General features: G+C 70.8%; 12 protein-coding genes. 6 read left to right on the top strand and 6 right to left on the bottom strand.

Going from position 1 to position 14,832, the window contains the following annotated elements:
• Positions 1–354 precede the first annotated feature (354 nt).
• Positions 355–1,593, bottom strand: coding sequence for an exodeoxyribonuclease VII large subunit (xseA, locus tag Vqi01_RS18925; RefSeq protein ID WP_204036137.1), 1,239 nt, complete (start codon positions 1,591–1,593; stop codon positions 355–357).
• Between the two features lie 138 nt (positions 1,594–1,731).
• On the opposite strand from xseA, the gene Vqi01_RS18920 reads away from it, so the two are divergent.
• The 3 genes from Vqi01_RS18920 to Vqi01_RS18910 all read left to right on the top strand — a co-directional run bounded on the left by Vqi01_RS18920 (position 1,732) and on the right by Vqi01_RS18910 (position 4,323).
• Positions 1,732–2,706, top strand: a complete 975-nt coding sequence (locus tag Vqi01_RS18920) for a 4-hydroxy-3-methylbut-2-enyl diphosphate reductase (RefSeq protein ID WP_204036145.1) — start codon at positions 1,732–1,734, stop codon at positions 2,704–2,706.
• A 47-nt stretch (positions 2,707–2,753) separates the two neighbouring features.
• A complete protein-coding gene (locus Vqi01_RS18915) occupies positions 2,754–3,194 on the top strand; it encodes a hypothetical protein (protein ID WP_204036136.1) in 441 nt (146 codons plus the stop codon).
• Positions 3,195–3,417: 223 nt separating this feature from the next.
• Positions 3,418–4,323, top strand: coding sequence for a hypothetical protein (locus Vqi01_RS18910; protein WP_204036135.1), 906 nt, complete (start codon positions 3,418–3,420; stop codon positions 4,321–4,323).
• A 111-nt stretch (positions 4,324–4,434) separates the two neighbouring features.
• Here the strand turns inward: Vqi01_RS18910 and Vqi01_RS18905 are convergent, their stop codons facing one another.
• Entirely contained in the window at positions 4,435–7,701 is a 3,267-nt protein-coding gene (locus tag Vqi01_RS18905) for a S8 family serine peptidase (RefSeq protein ID WP_204036134.1), read from the bottom strand.
• Between the two features lie 154 nt (positions 7,702–7,855).
• On the bottom strand, positions 7,856–9,037 hold the full coding sequence (locus Vqi01_RS18900) for a DNA recombination protein RmuC (RefSeq protein WP_204036133.1): 1,182 nt from the start codon (positions 9,035–9,037) through the stop codon (positions 7,856–7,858).
• A gap of 74 nt (positions 9,038–9,111) precedes the next feature.
• Between Vqi01_RS18900 and Vqi01_RS18895 the strand changes: the two genes are divergently transcribed.
• A complete protein-coding gene (locus tag Vqi01_RS18895) occupies positions 9,112–9,282 on the top strand; it encodes a hypothetical protein (RefSeq protein WP_204036132.1) in 171 nt (56 codons plus the stop codon).
• Positions 9,255–10,037, top strand: a complete 783-nt coding sequence (locus Vqi01_RS18890) for a hypothetical protein (RefSeq protein ID WP_204036131.1) — start codon at positions 9,255–9,257, stop codon at positions 10,035–10,037. The genes Vqi01_RS18895 and Vqi01_RS18890 overlap by 28 nt, the downstream gene beginning before the upstream one ends.
• Positions 10,038–10,138: 101 nt before the next feature.
• On the opposite strand, the gene ppc is transcribed toward Vqi01_RS18890, so the two are convergent.
• Entirely contained in the window at positions 10,139–12,925 is a 2,787-nt protein-coding gene (gene ppc, locus Vqi01_RS18885; protein WP_204036130.1) for a phosphoenolpyruvate carboxylase, read from the bottom strand.
• Positions 12,926–13,087: 162 nt separating this feature from the next.
• The gene (locus tag Vqi01_RS18880; RefSeq protein ID WP_204036129.1) at positions 13,088–13,225 is read right to left on the bottom strand and encodes a hypothetical protein; all 138 of its coding nucleotides are present in this window, start codon (positions 13,223–13,225) and stop codon (positions 13,088–13,090) included.
• Between the two features lie 82 nt (positions 13,226–13,307).
• On the opposite strand from Vqi01_RS18880, the gene Vqi01_RS18875 reads away from it, so the two are divergent.
• Positions 13,308–14,348 carry a S66 family peptidase gene (locus tag Vqi01_RS18875; protein ID WP_204036128.1) on the top strand — a complete coding sequence of 347 codons (1,041 nt, stop codon included), beginning with the start codon at positions 13,308–13,310 and terminating at the stop codon, positions 14,346–14,348.
• A gap of 86 nt (positions 14,349–14,434) precedes the next feature.
• On the opposite strand, the gene Vqi01_RS18870 is transcribed toward Vqi01_RS18875, so the two are convergent.
• Positions 14,435–14,689 carry a winged helix-turn-helix domain-containing protein gene (locus Vqi01_RS18870; RefSeq protein WP_239098488.1) on the bottom strand — a complete coding sequence of 85 codons (255 nt, stop codon included), beginning with the start codon at positions 14,687–14,689 and terminating at the stop codon, positions 14,435–14,437.
• Between the last annotated feature and the right edge of the window lie 143 nt (positions 14,690–14,832).

Raw genomic sequence — 14,832 nt, 5'->3', positions numbered from 1 at the left:
CCCTCCCACCCCGCCCCGCCCCCGCCCTCCCGCCCCGCCCTCCACCCCGCGATCTTGCACTTTTGGTCGGCCAGATCACTCTCAGCAGCAATCTTGGACACTTTGAGCCCCCAGAGGGGCCGCCTGGGTCCAAGATCCGCATGAGGTCTAGGTGATTTTCGGGACATACCGGGGCGAGGCGGTTCGGTCTACTGGTCAGATCGCGGTTTCTCCGAACGCTTCCCAGGCGTCGGCGCGCGCTGCCGTCCGATCGGCCGGCGATCTTGGACGCTTTCTGCCTCCTGAGGGGCCCCTTCTGCCGCCCGAGGGGCCCTCAGAGGGGGCTCCTGAATCCAAGATCCGCCGAAGCGAGGGTCAGGGGTTGACGGTGGTGGAGAGTTCGCCCTGGGCTAGGCGGATTCGTAGGGGGGCGCCAGGGGAGACCTCGGTGGCGGCGCGGACGACATGGCCGTCGGGGCGTTGCACGATGGCGTAGCCGCGGTCGAGGGTGGCTGCGGGTGACAGCGCGCGGAGCCGGGCCAGGGTGTGCCGCAACTCGTCGTCGGCGGCATCGAGGCGGTGGGCCAGGCAGCGCTCGGCGCGCTGGCGCAGGGCGGTCAGGTCGCCGGCTCGCTGCTCGATCATCACCTGCGGGCGGGCCAGCACCGGCCGCGAGCGCAGCGCATCGATCCGGTGCGTCTCGCGGTCGACCAGGTTGTGCACGGCGCGGTGCAGCCGGTGCCGGGCCTGGCTGATGAGGCGCAGTTCCTCGGCCAGGTCGGGTACCACCCGCTTGGCGGCGTCGGTGGGCGTCGACGCGCGGACGTCGGCCACGTAGTCGACCAGCGGGGCGTCGGTCTCGTGACCGATCGCGCTGACCACCGGCGTACGGCAGGCGAACACGGCCCGGCACAGCGCCTCATCGGAGAAGGGAAGCAGGTCCTCGATGCCGCCTCCGCCCCGAGCCAGGATGATCACGTCGATGCTCGGGTCGGCGTCGAGCACGCGGAGCGCGTCCACGATCTGTGGCACGGCACCGGGACCCTGGACCGCCACGTTCACGGTCCGGAACTCCACCGCCGGCCAGCGGCGGCGCGCGTTGGTCAACACGTCCCGTTCGGCGGCGCTGGCCCGTCCGGTGACCAGCCCGATCCGCCGGGGCAGGAACGGTGGCCGACGCTTGCGGGCCCGGTCGAACAGCCCTTCGGCGGCGAGCAGCTTCTTGAGTTTCTCCAGCCGGGCCAGCAGTTCGCCGAGGCCGACCTGGCGGATCTCGTCGGCGCGGAGGCTGAGCGTGCCCCGAGCGGCGTAGAACTCGGGCTTGGCGTGCAGTACGACGCGGGCGCCCTCACGCAGCTCGGGGGCGCCGGAATCGAGTACGTCCCGGTTGGTGGTGACGGTGAGGCTCAGCTCGGCCGACGGGTCGCGCAGGGTCAGGAAGACGGTGCTCGCTCCGGGCCGGCGGCTGATCTGCGCCACCTGCCCATCGACCCAGACCCAGCCCAGCCGCGCCACCCAGGCGCCGATCTTCTGGCTGACCACCCGCACCGGCCAGGGCTCCTCCGAGGTGCTCGGCGCCGCTCCCGCCCCCACCGCTGCACCACCCGTACTCATCGCTCCACTCTAAGCCCCACCTCGCCCGCAGCTCCTTCCGTTTGATCATGAGCGCAGTGTGATCAACCACTGCCCTCAACCTCATGATCAACGGGGAGACCTGGGGTTGGCGGCGGGGCCGCGTAGGATGAGGGGGTGATGACTTCCGGTACCGGCAAGCGCGTGCTCCTGGCCAAGCCCCGCGGTTACTGCGCGGGCGTCGACCGGGCGGTGCAGACCGTCGAGGAGGCCCTCAAGCTCTACGGCGCACCCATCTACGTCCGCAAGCAGATCGTGCACAACAAGCACGTGGTGCAGACGCTGGAGGCCAAGGGTGCGATCTTCGTGGAGGAGAACGAGGAGGTGCCCGAGGGTGCCACCGTGATCTTCTCCGCGCATGGTGTGGCACCCGAGGTCCACGAGCAGGCAAAGGAGCGGTCGCTCAAGGCGATCGACGCGACCTGCCCGCTGGTGACCAAGGTGCACCACGAGGCGAAGCGGTTCGCCGCCGAGGACTACGACATCCTGCTCATCGGCCACGAGGGCCATGAGGAGGTCATCGGCACCTCCGGCGAGGCACCGGAGCACATCCAACTGGTGGAGGGCCCGGAGGACGTCGACCGGGTCACCGTGCGGGATCCGAACAAGGTCGTCTGGCTGTCGCAGACCACGCTGTCGGTGGACGAGACGATGGAGACGGTGGCCCGGCTCAAGAAGCGGCTGCCGATGCTCCAGTCGCCACCGAGTGACGACATCTGCTACGCCACCAGCAACCGACAGCACGTGGTCAAGGAGATCGCGGCGGAGTGCGACGTGATGATCGTCGTCGGTTCGCGCAACTCGTCGAACTCCGTACGGCTGGTCGAGGTGGCCCTGGACGCCGGGGCCCGCGCCGGGCACCTGGTCGACTTCGCCCACGAGATTGACGACGCCTGGCTGGCCGACGCGCGGACGGTCGGGCTCACCTCCGGCGCGAGCGTGCCGGAGGAGCTGGTCCAGGAGGTGCTGACGCATCTCGCGCAGCGCGGTTTCACCGACGTGGAGGAGGTGGTGACCGCCAACGAGCGGCTCACCTTCTCGCTGCCGCAGGAGCTCAGGCGCGACATGAAGGCCGCCGAGGCGGCCCGCTCCTGACCCGCCTCTTGGGGAACGAATCACGGGCCCAGTCCGTCAGAACAGGCATGAGGACCATTCGGATCGCCGCCGCCGCGCTGATCGTCTGCACGGCGCTCGTCGCCTGCGCCGCTCCGGACGCCGGGGACGGCTCCACCACCCCGACGGGAGCGTCACCCGTGACCGAGTTGCCCACCCCGGATCCGACCAGCCCCCTCCCGACGCCCGCCGACCCGGTCGACCCGACCGCGCCGCTCGGCCGACCCGGCAAGCGTCCGGGTGGCCCGCCGATGCCGACGGCAACCAGCGAGCAGACCCTGACCGGCCGGATCGAGGCCGGTGTCGAGCCCGGCTGCCTGCTGCTCGACGGGTATCTGCTGCTCGGCGGCCCCCGAGAGGTGCTGACCGCCGGCGCTACGGTGACGGTGACCGGCCGACCCGCGCCGGGCATGCTCACCACCTGCCAGCAGGGCACCCCGTTCCAGGTCGCGTCCGCCAAGCGGGCCTGAGGTAGCCGGGCGCGCGGCACCGAACACGGGGAACGCAGCTTGCTCCGGCGGTCGAAGGCGGCGCGAGCGGTCGGGCGGTGTGCGGTGTTCGAGGGCGGCGGTGTGCGGTGTTCGAGGGCGGCGGTGCGCAGTGTTCGAGGGCGGCGGTGCGCGGTGTTCGAGGGCGGCGGTGCGCGGTGTTCGAGGGCGACGGCGAGCGGTGGCCGAGTGGCAGGATGCATCGATGCGATTTCGATCGTTGCTCCTCTCGGCGGCGGGAACACTGGCCGCCGCCCACGTCGTGGGTGTGCTCACGGACGCGCCGATCCTGCGCCAGGCCGAGGTTGCCGCGCTGGTGCTCCTCCTGGCGTACGCGTTGCTCGCCGGGCCGCCGTCGCCACGCTGGGCGGTGCCGGTCGCGCTCGCCGTGCTGGTGGTCGACGCGGTCCGGACGATGCCTCCCGATCCCGCCCCCGGCTACCACTGGCAGGTGTTCCGGTACGAGCCGCTCGACCTGAGCGGGGAATTCCGTGCTGGGCTCGAACTGACCTGGGCGGCCCTGGTCTTCGTCCTGGTGCTGGCGCTAATGGCGTGGCGGTGTGCAGGCCGAACGTCCGCAGCAGCGAACGCTGGCGGTCCTAGCCGGCGGGTCCAGGTCGGCGCCGTGCTTGCCGGCGGGTTGGTGGTCAGCTACGCGGCGATCCGGTTGCTCCACCGTCACCGCAATGCGCGGCCGTCCTGGGCTGGTGGGCTGAGCGACACCGAGTTGGACGCAGCGGTCCTGGTGCCCCCGCTAGCGCTCGTGCTGGGCGCGATCGCCCTGGCGGCGATGCTGATCGGGCAGGGACGCCGGCTTGCGGCCTGCGGGGCCGGGCTGCTGGCGCTGGCCGCCATGTTTCACCTTGACGCGGCCATGGCCCTCGGCCCGAGGTGGCTGTCGTCGTATCCCGCCGACCCGGGTGTGGTGTTCACGGAGGTGTTTGTCTTCACTCCGACCCTGGCCACCGTCCCGGCCCTGACGAGCGCCGCCGAGTTGGCCGGTTATCTGCTTGTCGTGGCCGGCCTTCGCGTCGCCGCTGGGGGAGGGGCCCAGCCTGGCGAAAGCGAAGCGGGCCCAACTGCCGGACAGGGCAGCGAGCACGCCGGGTAACGGCAGCTCGCTCGGCGCCGGATCGACGTTCAGGACGGGCGGGAGCCTGCCCAGGACGGGCGGGAGCCCGCCCCGGAGATCCGGGACGGGCTCCCTGTGGTGCAGGTGGTGTCAGTTCACGGTGCCGATGGAGACGGTGCCGCGACCGACGACCGCGCCCTCGGCGGTCACCACGGCCAGCTCACCGGAGAGCTTCCGGCCCGTGGCCGGGGCGGACTGGGCGGTCACCGTACCCGAGAGGGTGCCGGTGGCCCCGTGCGCCAGGGTGAGCGTGCCGCTCGACGCCGTCAGCGTGCCGAGCGCCGGGGACGAGTACGAGTCCTGGTAGTCGTACTCGGTGCTGCCACCGGCGCCGTCCACCGCGTACGCGTCGACCACGACCCGGTAGGTGCCGGGGAGCGGGTTGGTGAGGGTCACCGCCTCCTCCGAGTCACCGTCGGCCTGCTGTCCGACCAGGGTGGTGCCCCGGTAGATGAACAGGTCCAGGTCGGAGCTGGCGTTCGACGGGTTGCCGATGCGGGCGGTGAAGCTGGTCGCCCCCGCCGGCACCTCGACGACGTACTCCTGCTGGGCCAGCTCGACGATGGTCGGCCGCTCGGCGTGCATGCTGGACAGCGGGCCGCCGCGCCCGGTCACCGTGACCGGACCGAAGGTGTTCTTCAGCGACCAGGTCACCGGGGTCGGGGTGCCGGCGGTGACCGCCGGCAGCTCGACCACGGCCGGGTCGACCGCGACGCCCTGGACCCGCGCCTGGAGCTGGTACGGGTTGTTCAGCGACGGCGAGGTCCGCCGAGACTCCACCTCGATCTCCCAGACGCCCGGCATCGGGTTGGCGTAGTCACGCTCGAACGAGTCGCAGACAACCGTGCTGACGTGGTTGGTGAAGCAGGCCAGGCTGGAGGTGCTCTCCACCGGAACGCCCCACGGGTTGATCGCGATGAAGCGGGTCTGCGACCCGGTGGCGATGCCGGAGAGGTTCACCTGGAGCGCACCGGCGCCCGGCGGGACCGTCACGAAGTACGACGTGGTGCTGTTCCGGTCCACCGAGCCCCGCTCCGTGTACGCGAAGCTGGGCTTGCTGACGTCGTTCGAGGCCACCACCACGGCGGAGAACTCGAAGTCGATCGTGTTGGTGGCCGGGTCGTCGACGGTCACGATCGTGCTGTGCGCGCCCGCGGTCTTCGGCTTGGCGGTGACCGTGATGGTGACGGCCTTGTTCAGCGGCAGCGTGACGTTCTTCGGCGCCGAGAAGGTGCCGTTGTTGCCGCGCAGGCCGACGTTGTGCTTGAGGTTGCCGGCCGGGCCGCTGGTCCGGGTCAGGGTGACCTGGTACGACTTCGACTGGTTGACCTTGTGGCCGCCGTCGGCGGAGCCGCAGCGGTTGTAGACGCCGGTGCCGCGGTGCGGGGTGACCAGTTGGCCGGAGAGCACCGTGCAGACCGGGGCGTCGGAGACGTACGAATTCGGCTCCACGCTCTTGCGCAGCAGCTTCCAGGCGGCCGGCACATCGAACATGCCGTAGCCCTGGGCGTACGTCGGGGTGTCGGCGATCGGCTTGGCCGAGCTGTAGATGGCCCGACGCAGCGCGGCCGGGGTGATCCCCTGGTCGGTCGCCCTGCCGGCCGACAGCAGCAGCGCGGCACCGCCGGTGGCCTGCGGAGAGGCCATCGAGGTGCCGTTGAACATGCTGTAGCCCGGCGGGAGCGCGTAGCCGGCCTCGGCGACCGGGCTGCCGGCCTGCCAGACCGGGGTGGTGGAGATGGCCGAACCCGGCGCGGCGATGTTCGGCTTGGCGCCGCCGTCCTCACGCGGGCCGCGCGAGGAGAAGTTGAACAGGGCGTTCTTCTTCTTGACCACCGAGCCGTAGTTGGCCAGCCAGGTGTCCTTGCTGACGCTGGCCGCCACGCTGACCACGTCGCTGGAGGCAGACGGGTCGCCGATGGTGTTCACGCCCGGGCCGGAGTTGCCGGCCGAGATGAACATCTGCACCCCGTACGTGTTGATCAGGTTGTTGTAGAGGGTGGCGCGGGCGTTGTTGCCGTCGTTGAGCGCCGGCAGGCCGCCGATCGACATGTTGATGACGTCGACCCCACGGTTGATCACCAGGTCGGCCATGCCGGTGGTGAGCGCGGCGTACGTGCAGCCGCCCCCCCACGAGCAGGCACGGGAGGAAACCAGCTTGGCGCCGGGGGCGACACCGTTGAACGCGCTGTTGCCCAGCATGCTGTTGGCGGCGGTGATGCCGGCGACGTGCGTGCCGTGCGCGCTCTCGATGATGCCGATGTTGACGTAGTCGACCAGGCCCGGGCCGCCGAGCGGCGTGGTGTCGACGTTCTTGCGGTACTCGACCACGAACGACATCCGCTCCTGGACCGGCGTCGCAGGGTTGTCGGTGCCGAGGTGGCCGACGTCGAACTTCTCCTTGTACGGCCGCATCACGGCCTCGTCGGTGAAGTCGCCGTCCTGGTCGGTGTCGACCCAGACGTTGTTGGTCGCCGGGTCGAAGAGGATGCCCCACTGGTCGGTCTTGTCACCGTCGCGGTTGACGTCACCGGCCGGCTCGCTCCGCTCGGTGATCGACTCGCTGAACAGGTTGAACCGGTAGCTGCCCGCCGGGGCGGTCCAGGTGCGACCCGCCACGGTGAAGGTCGGCCCGGAAACCTGAGTGATCATCGGCCGCCAGGTGGCGTCCTCGAAGGGGTCGGTGGCGGTGACCCAGTCGACGATCTTCCGCTCGCCGGTGGTGGTCTTCTGCAGCGCGGGGTGCTCCAGGTCCACACCGGAGTCCATGATGCCGATGGTGACGCCGCGGCCGTCCCACTTCGGGTTCTGCTTGACGAACTTGACCGCGCCGATCTCGCCCGTCGGCATGTACGGGTTGTCGGCGGGCGTCTTGGCGTCCGGGCCGCTGAGGGTGCCGCCCTGCTTCTCGGCCTGCTTGGCGCCGGTGACGACCTCCGGCTTCGGGTCGGGCAGCTGGATCTGCTCGTCCAGGTCGACCGCGGCGACGCCGGGCAGGGTGGCGGCCTTGAGTGCCTTGCCGGTCGGCACCTTGGCCAGCACGTAGCCGATGGTGTCGTAGCGCTCGCTGACCGCGGCGCCGAGGTCCTTGAGGTCGCCCTCGACCTCCTTCGCCTTGCCCTTCTCGGTGGCGACGATCATCGTGACGGTGGGTGCCTTCTTCGCCTCCGCCTCGGCGAGCAGTTTGGCGTCGTGCTGACCCAGCGCCTCGGCGGGGGTGACCTGCGCGGGGTCGGAGCCGGCGGGAGCGGCGCTTGCGGTCGCGGCACCGCCCGCCACGGTCACGGCGCTGGCCGCCATGACCGAGGCGAAGAGCGCGGCGGAGGTACGCCGGCTCAGGTTTCGGGGTTTACTCACGTTCTCTTTCCTCCAGAGAACTCAGGCGCGCCCTCCAGATGCAGGGCACGCGTCAGCGAAATCCTTCGGGGTGCCGACCGTCGATGTCACTACCGACCGGTACGTTGTGACCATCTCGTGATATGCGTGATGCCTACTGTCACATATCCGCCGGTCAGAGGGTCCGATTTGCTGACCGGGTTCGATCATCCGGTGTGGAATCATCGGCCAGTTCGGGCGCCTGCGGCTGCCGGGGGGCCAACTCCACCTGCCCCGGCGTGGGCAACTCCTGATCAGACACTCCCAGCTCGGCCAGCTTGCGTGCGCTGACCAGCACCCGCGCTTCCAGCGACCCGACCGCCCGGTTGTACGCGGTCACCGCGCTGCCGAGTGAGGAGCCGAGCTTGCCGACGTGCTCACCGAGCGTCGACAGTCGGCCGTAAAGCTCCCGGGCCAGCGAGTGCACGGCGACCGCGTTGCGGGCCAGCTGTTCCTGCCGCCAGGACCAGGCCACCGTACGCAGCATCGCGACCAGCGTGGCCGGGGTGGCCAGCACCACGTTGCGGGCGAAGGCGTGCTCCAGCAGCATCGGGTCGCGCTGCAACGCCACGTCCAGGAACGGGTCGGCCGGGACGAAGAGCACCACGAACTCCGGGGTGGACTCGAACGCCGCCCAGTACGACTTGGCGGCCAGAGCGTCCACATGGGCCCGCAGGTGCTTCGCGTGCGCGTCGAGGTGGGTGTCCCGGCCGCGCTCGTCGCGCGCCTCCATCGCGGTGAGGTACGCGTCGAACGGCGCCTTGGCGTCCACCACCACCGTCCGCCCGCCGTGCAGGCGGACCACCAGGTCGGGGCGTACCGTCTGCTGATCGGTGGCGGCGGTGACCTGCTCGGAGAAGTCGCAGTGCTCCAGCATGCCGGCCGCCTCGACGATCCGGCGCAACTGGTGCTCGCCCCACCGGCCGCGTACCTGCGGCGCGCGCAGCGCCGCCACCAACTGCTTGGTCTCGGTACGCAGCTCGCCGGAGACGGCGCTCATCGAGCGCACCTGCTCGCGCAGTTCGGCGTACGCGTCGACCCGGTCGCGCTCCAGTTCGGCCACCCGCTGCTCGTAGCGGCGCAGTGTGTCGTGCAGTGGGGCCACCGCCCGGGCGACCGCCTCCTGCGACTGGGCCGTGGCTTCGTAGCTCAACGCCCGCATCGACTGCTCCAGTCGGCCCTCGCCGTCGCGGGTGGCGCGCAGGGTGGCGTCCAGCCGGGCGATCTCGGTCGCCGCGCGGGCCCGGCCGGCGAACCAGCCCACCGCGCCACCAGCGCCGAGGCAGACGACGACAACGGCCAGGGTCGTGAACTCCACGCCACGAGCTTGCCAAACAACGCCGACCGGCGCCGCGACAGGCGGCCCGCGTCTTTACATGGAGATGAGTCTGGATGCCGATGCTGCGGCGGCTGGCCTGGCTGAGCCTCGCCGTCATCGCGCTGCTGATCGGCTACGGAGCGCCGCGCTCGGTCATGTGGCGGGGTCGGGCAATCGAGCAGGTGGGCCCGTGGCGCCGAGTGGGTACGTTTGAACCGTGGAATGTCTGCTGGTCGTACTCCTGATGGTGATGCTCGGTGCCGGCCTGGTCTGGTGGCAGCGGCAACGTGCGGCGCGTGACCTCGCCGACGTGCAGGCCGACGCGCGGAGGTGGTACGAGCGCCTCGGCGGGCAGGTGATGAACCTCAGCGGTGACGAACCAGCCGTACGCCAGGCGCTGGCCGACGCCGCCGAGCGCTACCACGCCGCCGGTTCCCAGTTGGAGCAGGCGCGGAGTGCCACGCAGTACCGGCTGGCTCGGGAGACCGCGATCGAGGGCCTCACCTACATCCGGGCCGCCCGGGTGGCGCTCGGCATCGACCCGGGGCCCGACCTGCCGCCGCTGGCCGCCGCGAGCGGTGCCGGGCAGTTGACCGTGCCGCGCCAGGTCGACGTGCAGGGCCAGACGTTCAAGGCGGGCCCGCAGCCGGGCCGGGACACGCCGTACTACTACCCCGGTGGGCGGATGCAGGGCCGGCCCGTGCCAGCAGGCTGGTATTCCACCCCCTGGTGGAAGACGGCGCTGGGTGCCGGTGCCGGCGTCATCGGCGGCATGCTGATCGCCGACGCGCTCTTCTCGCCGTCGTTCGGCGACCCCGGCTACGACGCCGGTGCCGCCGAGGGATTCGGCGACCCGGGCGACGTCGGCGCCGACTTCGCGGCTGGCGACTTCGGCGGTGGTGACTTCGCGGCTGGCGATTTCGGCGGCGGTGACTTCGGAGCTGGCGATTTCGGCGGCGATTTTGGCGGCGGCGACTTCGGTGGCGGTTTCGACATCTGACCCGATCGACCACCGCCAGCAGGTGCGCCGGTCGATCGGCAGGTGTTAAGAAGGGGCCCTTCCTCTACCGCAGGCGTTAACAAGGGACCCTTCCTTACACCTCAGCCGGTGTTGCGCATGCCGGCGGCGATGCCGTTGACGGTGGTGAGCAGCGCACGCTCCAGGGCGGTGCCGTCGCCGGGGGCGCGCCGGCCGCCGGGCGCGGTGGACACCGTCCGGCCGGAGGCGCCCGAGTCGCGGTACTGCCGCAGCAGCGCCACCTGAAGGTGGTGCAGCGGCTCCAGGTAGGTGTCGCGCACGGCGAGGGTGCGTTGCAGCACCGGGGAGCTCTCCAGCAGCGCCGGCGAGTCGGTGACCGCCAGCACCTCGCGGCGGGTCAGCTCGTACTCCTCCTCGATCTTGGCGAAGATCGGGTGCAGCTTCTTCGGCACGAGGGTCTCCACGTACCGGCGGGCGATGCCGAGGTCGGTCTTGGTCAGCATCATCTCCACATTCGACAGGAACGTGCGGAAGAAGTGCCAGTTGCGGTGCATCTCGGCCAGCACGTCGGCCAGCCCGGCCTCCCGAGCAGCGGCCAGACCGGAGCCGACGCCGAACCAGCCGGGCACGATCTGCCGGGTCTGGGTCCAGCCGAACACCCACGGGATGGCCCGCAGCCCGGCCAGCCCTGCGCCGGTGTTCGGCCGCTTCGCCGGCCGGGAGCCGATGTTCAGCGCGCCGAGCAACTCGGTCGGCGTGGACGCCCAGAAGTACGCCGGCAGATCCGGATCCTCGACCAGCGATCGATACGACCGGTAAGCCGACTCGGACACCACGTCCATCGTCGCGTCCCAGCGCTCCAGCATCTCGGCCGGCTGTCGGGGCGCGGTGTGCAGCAGGGTCGCCTGGAGCACCGCGGCCACGGTCAGTTCCAGGTTCTCCCGGGCCAGCGCGGGCAGGGTGTACTTGTCGGAGATGACCTCACCCTGCTCGGTCACCTTGATTGCGCCGTCCAGCGTGCCGTACGGCTGGGCCAGGATCGCGTCGTGCGTCGGCCCGCCGCCGCGACCCACCGTGCCGCCCCGGCCGTGGAACAGCCGCAGGTGCACCCCGTGCCGGGCGGCCACGTCCCGCAGTGCCCGCTGGGCCCGGTGGATGGACCACTGGCTGGTGGTGATGCCGGCCTCCTTGTTGGAGTCGGAGTAGCCGAGCATCACCTCCTGCACGTCGCCGCGAGCGGCCACCAGAGCCCGGTACGCGGGCAGGGACAGCAGTTCGTCGAGCAGCTCACCGCCGGAGTTCAGCTCGGCCGGCGTCTCCAGCAGCGGCACGAAACCGATTCGGGCTCGGCCGCTGTGCACGTCGACCAGCCCGGCCTCCCGGGCCAGCACCACCGCGGCCAGCACGTCGTCCACTCCGAGGGTCATCGAGATGATGTACGACTCGATGACCTCGGCCCCGAAGCGGTCCTGCGCCTCGCGAATGGTGCCGAACACGTCGAACGTCTTGCGGGCGTTCTCGGTCAACGGGGTGTCCACGGTGGACAGCGGTCGGCGGCCGGCCAGCTCGTCGGCGAGCAGCTTGGTGCGTTCCAGCCGGGTCAGCGCCGGATAGTCGGAGACCTCGCCGACCGCTGCGTACAGCTGGCTCAGCACCTCGTGGTGCTTCTCGGCGTGCTCACGGACGTCCATGGTCGCCAGGTGCAGGCCGAACGCGGAGACGGTACGGATGGTCGAGGCGAGCCGCCCGACGGCGGTGAGCTGGCCGGAGTTGCGGGCCAGCGAGGCGCGCAGCAGTTCCAGGTCGGCGATCAGCTCGGCCGAGCCCCGGTAGTCCCGCCCCGGCACGTGCGGGGTGCCCTGGCGCAGCCGGGCGCGGGTGTTGGCCAGCTTGGCGCGTACGCAGCGGGCCTTCAGGCGGTACGGCTCCTCGGCGTTGACCCGGCGGAACCGGGGCGCCACCTCGGGCAGCGCGTCCAGGTCGGCGGCGAGGCTGGCGGAGAGGTCCAGCGACACCCCGCGCAACCGGCGGGACACCGACACCTCGTTGATCAGCTCTTCCATCGCCGCTTCGGTGGCGGTCAGCCCGTGCTCGTGCTGGATGACCAGCACCTCGCGGGTGACAGTCGGAGTGACGAAGGGGTTGCCGTCCCGGTCACCGCCGATCCAGGTGCCGAAGGTCAACGGCCGGGCCGTCGGCGAGGTCTCCACGCCGAGGGTGCGCAGCGTCTCGGCGAGGTCGTCGAGCACCTGCGGGGCGGCCTCGGCGTAGAGGTCGCGCAGGTAGTAGATGGCGTTGCGGGCCTCGTCGGTCGGGTCGGGCCGGTCCAGCCGCAGCTCGTCGGTCTGCCACATCAGGTCGAGCAGCTCGGCCAGCCGCCGGTTCGCCGGGCCCTCGTCGCTGGCGCCGTAGAGGATCGCGTTGGCCGTCTCGGCGTCCAACTCGTCGGCGATCGCGCGCAGCTTGGACAGGATCGAGCGGCGGGCCGCCTCGGTCGGGTGGGCGGTGAAGACGGGGCGTACCGCCAGCCGCCGGGCCACTGCGGCGATCTCCTCCGCCGGCACCCCGCGCTCAGAGATCATCTTGGCTGCCTGGTCCAGCCAGCCACCGTGCACGGCGCGGCGGCGGCGCAGATCGCGGGCCCGGTGCACCTGTTCCGTGATGTTGGCCAGGTGGAAGTAGGTGGAGAAGGCGCGGGCCAGCTTGGTGCCGGTGGTCACGTCCAGCCCACCGAGCCGGCGGGCGGCGGCCGGGGCGTCGGCCCGGACCTGGGCGCGGATCTCCTCCACGAGGTCTAGCAGGGGACGGCCTTCCTGGCGGGCCAGGGTCTGCCCGAGCAGGGTGCCGAGACGGCGGATGTCGGCGCGCAGGGCGGCGTCCGGGCCGTCGTGATCGTGCTGGTCGGTCACCATGCGCTCCTCACGTGAGTACGAAGGACAGCGCTGTCCGACTGCCCCGATCGTATCCACGCCAGCCCGGCTGCAAGGAGGGGCCCCTTGTTATCGCCTTTTGTATAGGAGGGGCCCCTTTTTAACACCCCGGCCACCGGGTGCCCGCCGTCGCCGAGGGGATCAGTGCTGGTGGGACGGGTGGCGGCGCTCCGGGCGGGCAGCGGCACGCCGACCGCGTACCCGCGTCGCGGTGACCAATTCCACGATGCCGGCCACCACGCCGATCACCAGTCGGGTGCCGACCCCACTGGCCGGCATCGCTGACCGCGGTCGCCGGCCCGCGTGGCCTGCCCTGATTTGGAGGGCAAAAAACGCTGGTGGCGGTCGATAGCGTTGCGGCATGACGCCGTTGATCTATCCCCCGAAGCCTCAGCCCGGCGACCGGGTCGCGGTCGTCTCACCCGCCGCCGGCCTGCCGGGTCTCTTCCCGCATGTGTACGAACTGGGGCTGCGCCGGCTGCGCGAAGAGTACGGCCTGGAGCCGGTGGAGTATCCGACCACCCGGATCACGGGTGCCGACCCACGCGACCGGGCCCGGGACCTGAACGACGCCTTCGCCGATCCGACGATCACCGCCGTCCTGGCCACCGTCGGCGGGGACGACCTGATCACGGTCACGCCCCACCTCGACGACGAGGTGCTACGGGTCAATCCGAAGCCCTACTTCGGCTACTCGGACAACACCAACATGCTCAATCACCTGCACCGACTGGGCATCGTGAGCTACCACGGCGGGTCGGTGCTGGTGCACCTCGGCCGGCCCGGCGCGCTGCACCCGCTGACCGCAGACTCGCTGCGCGCCGCCCTGTTCACCGCCGACTGGTACGACCTGACTCCCGCGCCGGAGTGGGGCGACGAGCCGAACGACTGGAACGACCCCGGGTGCCTGGCGGACGAACCGGCGATGTTCCCCGGCGCGGGCTGGCAGTGGCAGGGCCCGGCAACGGTGGTCGAGGGCCGCGCCTGGGGCGGCAACCTGGAAGTCCTGCACTGGCTGCTCGCCGCCGACCGGGTCGCCCCGGTGGCGTCGTTGGCCGGTTCGGTCTTCCTGATGGAGACCTCGGAGGAGTTGCCGCCGGCCGTCGAGGTCTACCGGATGCTGCGTAACCTCGGCGAGCGCGGCCTGCTCGCCACCTTCCCCGCCGCGCTGGTCGGTCGCGCCAAGGCGTGGGAGTTCGGCCGCCGACTCACCCCGGACGAGAAGCGGGCGTACGCCCGGGAGCAGCGCGCCGCCGTCACCCGAGCCTTCGCCGAGTACGCACCCGACACGGTGCTGGTCTTCGACGTCGACCTGGGCCACACCGACCCGCAACTGATCATCCCGTACGGCGGCGAGGTCCGCATCGACGCGGCCGAACGCCGCGTCTCGGTGCGCTACTGACCCGTCGACCGCTCCTCGTGTAGATCTTGGTCCGAAAACGCCCTCCTGGGGGCACTTTCGGACCAAGATCCCTGCTCAGAAGATGGTCAGCGGTTCGGGGCGCGTACGAAGACGCCTGCGCCGGGTGCTCCGTCGACCAGTCCTCGCGCCTTGAGCCAGTCGATCGCTGAACGCACCACTTGGCGGGACACGCCGAACTCGGCGCACAGTTCGGTGCCCGAGGGCAACTTTGCGCCCGGCGGATACTGGCCTGACTCGATGCGCTCGGTAAGGGCATCGATCAGCTGTTGCTTCTTCGTATAGGCAGGCATGGGCAGACTTCCGTGGCAGGTAATGCCCATGTGATCACGGCAGCCGGTGAAGCGTCAATGAAAGGTGCCTTCAGGTGTTGACCTGACATGACAGGTAGTCGTAGGTTGACGAGGGCGGCCGTGGGCAGGCATACCCATTCAAAGTAGGGCGGCCCGGGGTGGAGGTGGCTCTC

Origin of the sequence: Micromonospora qiuiae, from assembly GCF_016863555.1 — a bacterium.
GTDB lineage: Bacteria > Actinomycetota > Actinomycetes > Mycobacteriales > Micromonosporaceae > Micromonospora > Micromonospora qiuiae.
Note: the sequence above shows the minus strand (reverse complement) of the source record. Positions and strands in the feature narration are given on the sequence as shown.

Excerpts from the sequence above, each read along its gene's own strand:
- xseA (WP_204036137.1), bottom strand. The coding sequence starts at position 1,593 with ATGAGTACGGGTGGTGCAGCGGTGGGGGCGGGAGCGGCGCCGAGCACC.
- Vqi01_RS18920 (WP_204036145.1), top strand. The coding sequence starts at position 1,732 with ATGACTTCCGGTACCGGCAAGCGCGTGCTCCTGGCCAAGCCCCGCGGT.
- Vqi01_RS18915 (WP_204036136.1), top strand. The coding sequence starts at position 2,754 with ATGAGGACCATTCGGATCGCCGCCGCCGCGCTGATCGTCTGCACGGCG.
- Vqi01_RS18910 (WP_204036135.1), top strand. The coding sequence starts at position 3,418 with ATGCGATTTCGATCGTTGCTCCTCTCGGCGGCGGGAACACTGGCCGCC.
- Vqi01_RS18895 (WP_204036132.1), top strand. The coding sequence starts at position 9,112 with ATGCCGATGCTGCGGCGGCTGGCCTGGCTGAGCCTCGCCGTCATCGCG.
- Vqi01_RS18880 (WP_204036129.1), bottom strand. The coding sequence starts at position 13,225 with ATGCCGGCCAGTGGGGTCGGCACCCGACTGGTGATCGGCGTGGTGGCC.
- Vqi01_RS18875 (WP_204036128.1), top strand. The coding sequence starts at position 13,308 with ATGACGCCGTTGATCTATCCCCCGAAGCCTCAGCCCGGCGACCGGGTC.
- Vqi01_RS18870 (WP_239098488.1), bottom strand. The coding sequence starts at position 14,689 with ATGGGCATTACCTGCCACGGAAGTCTGCCCATGCCTGCCTATACGAAG.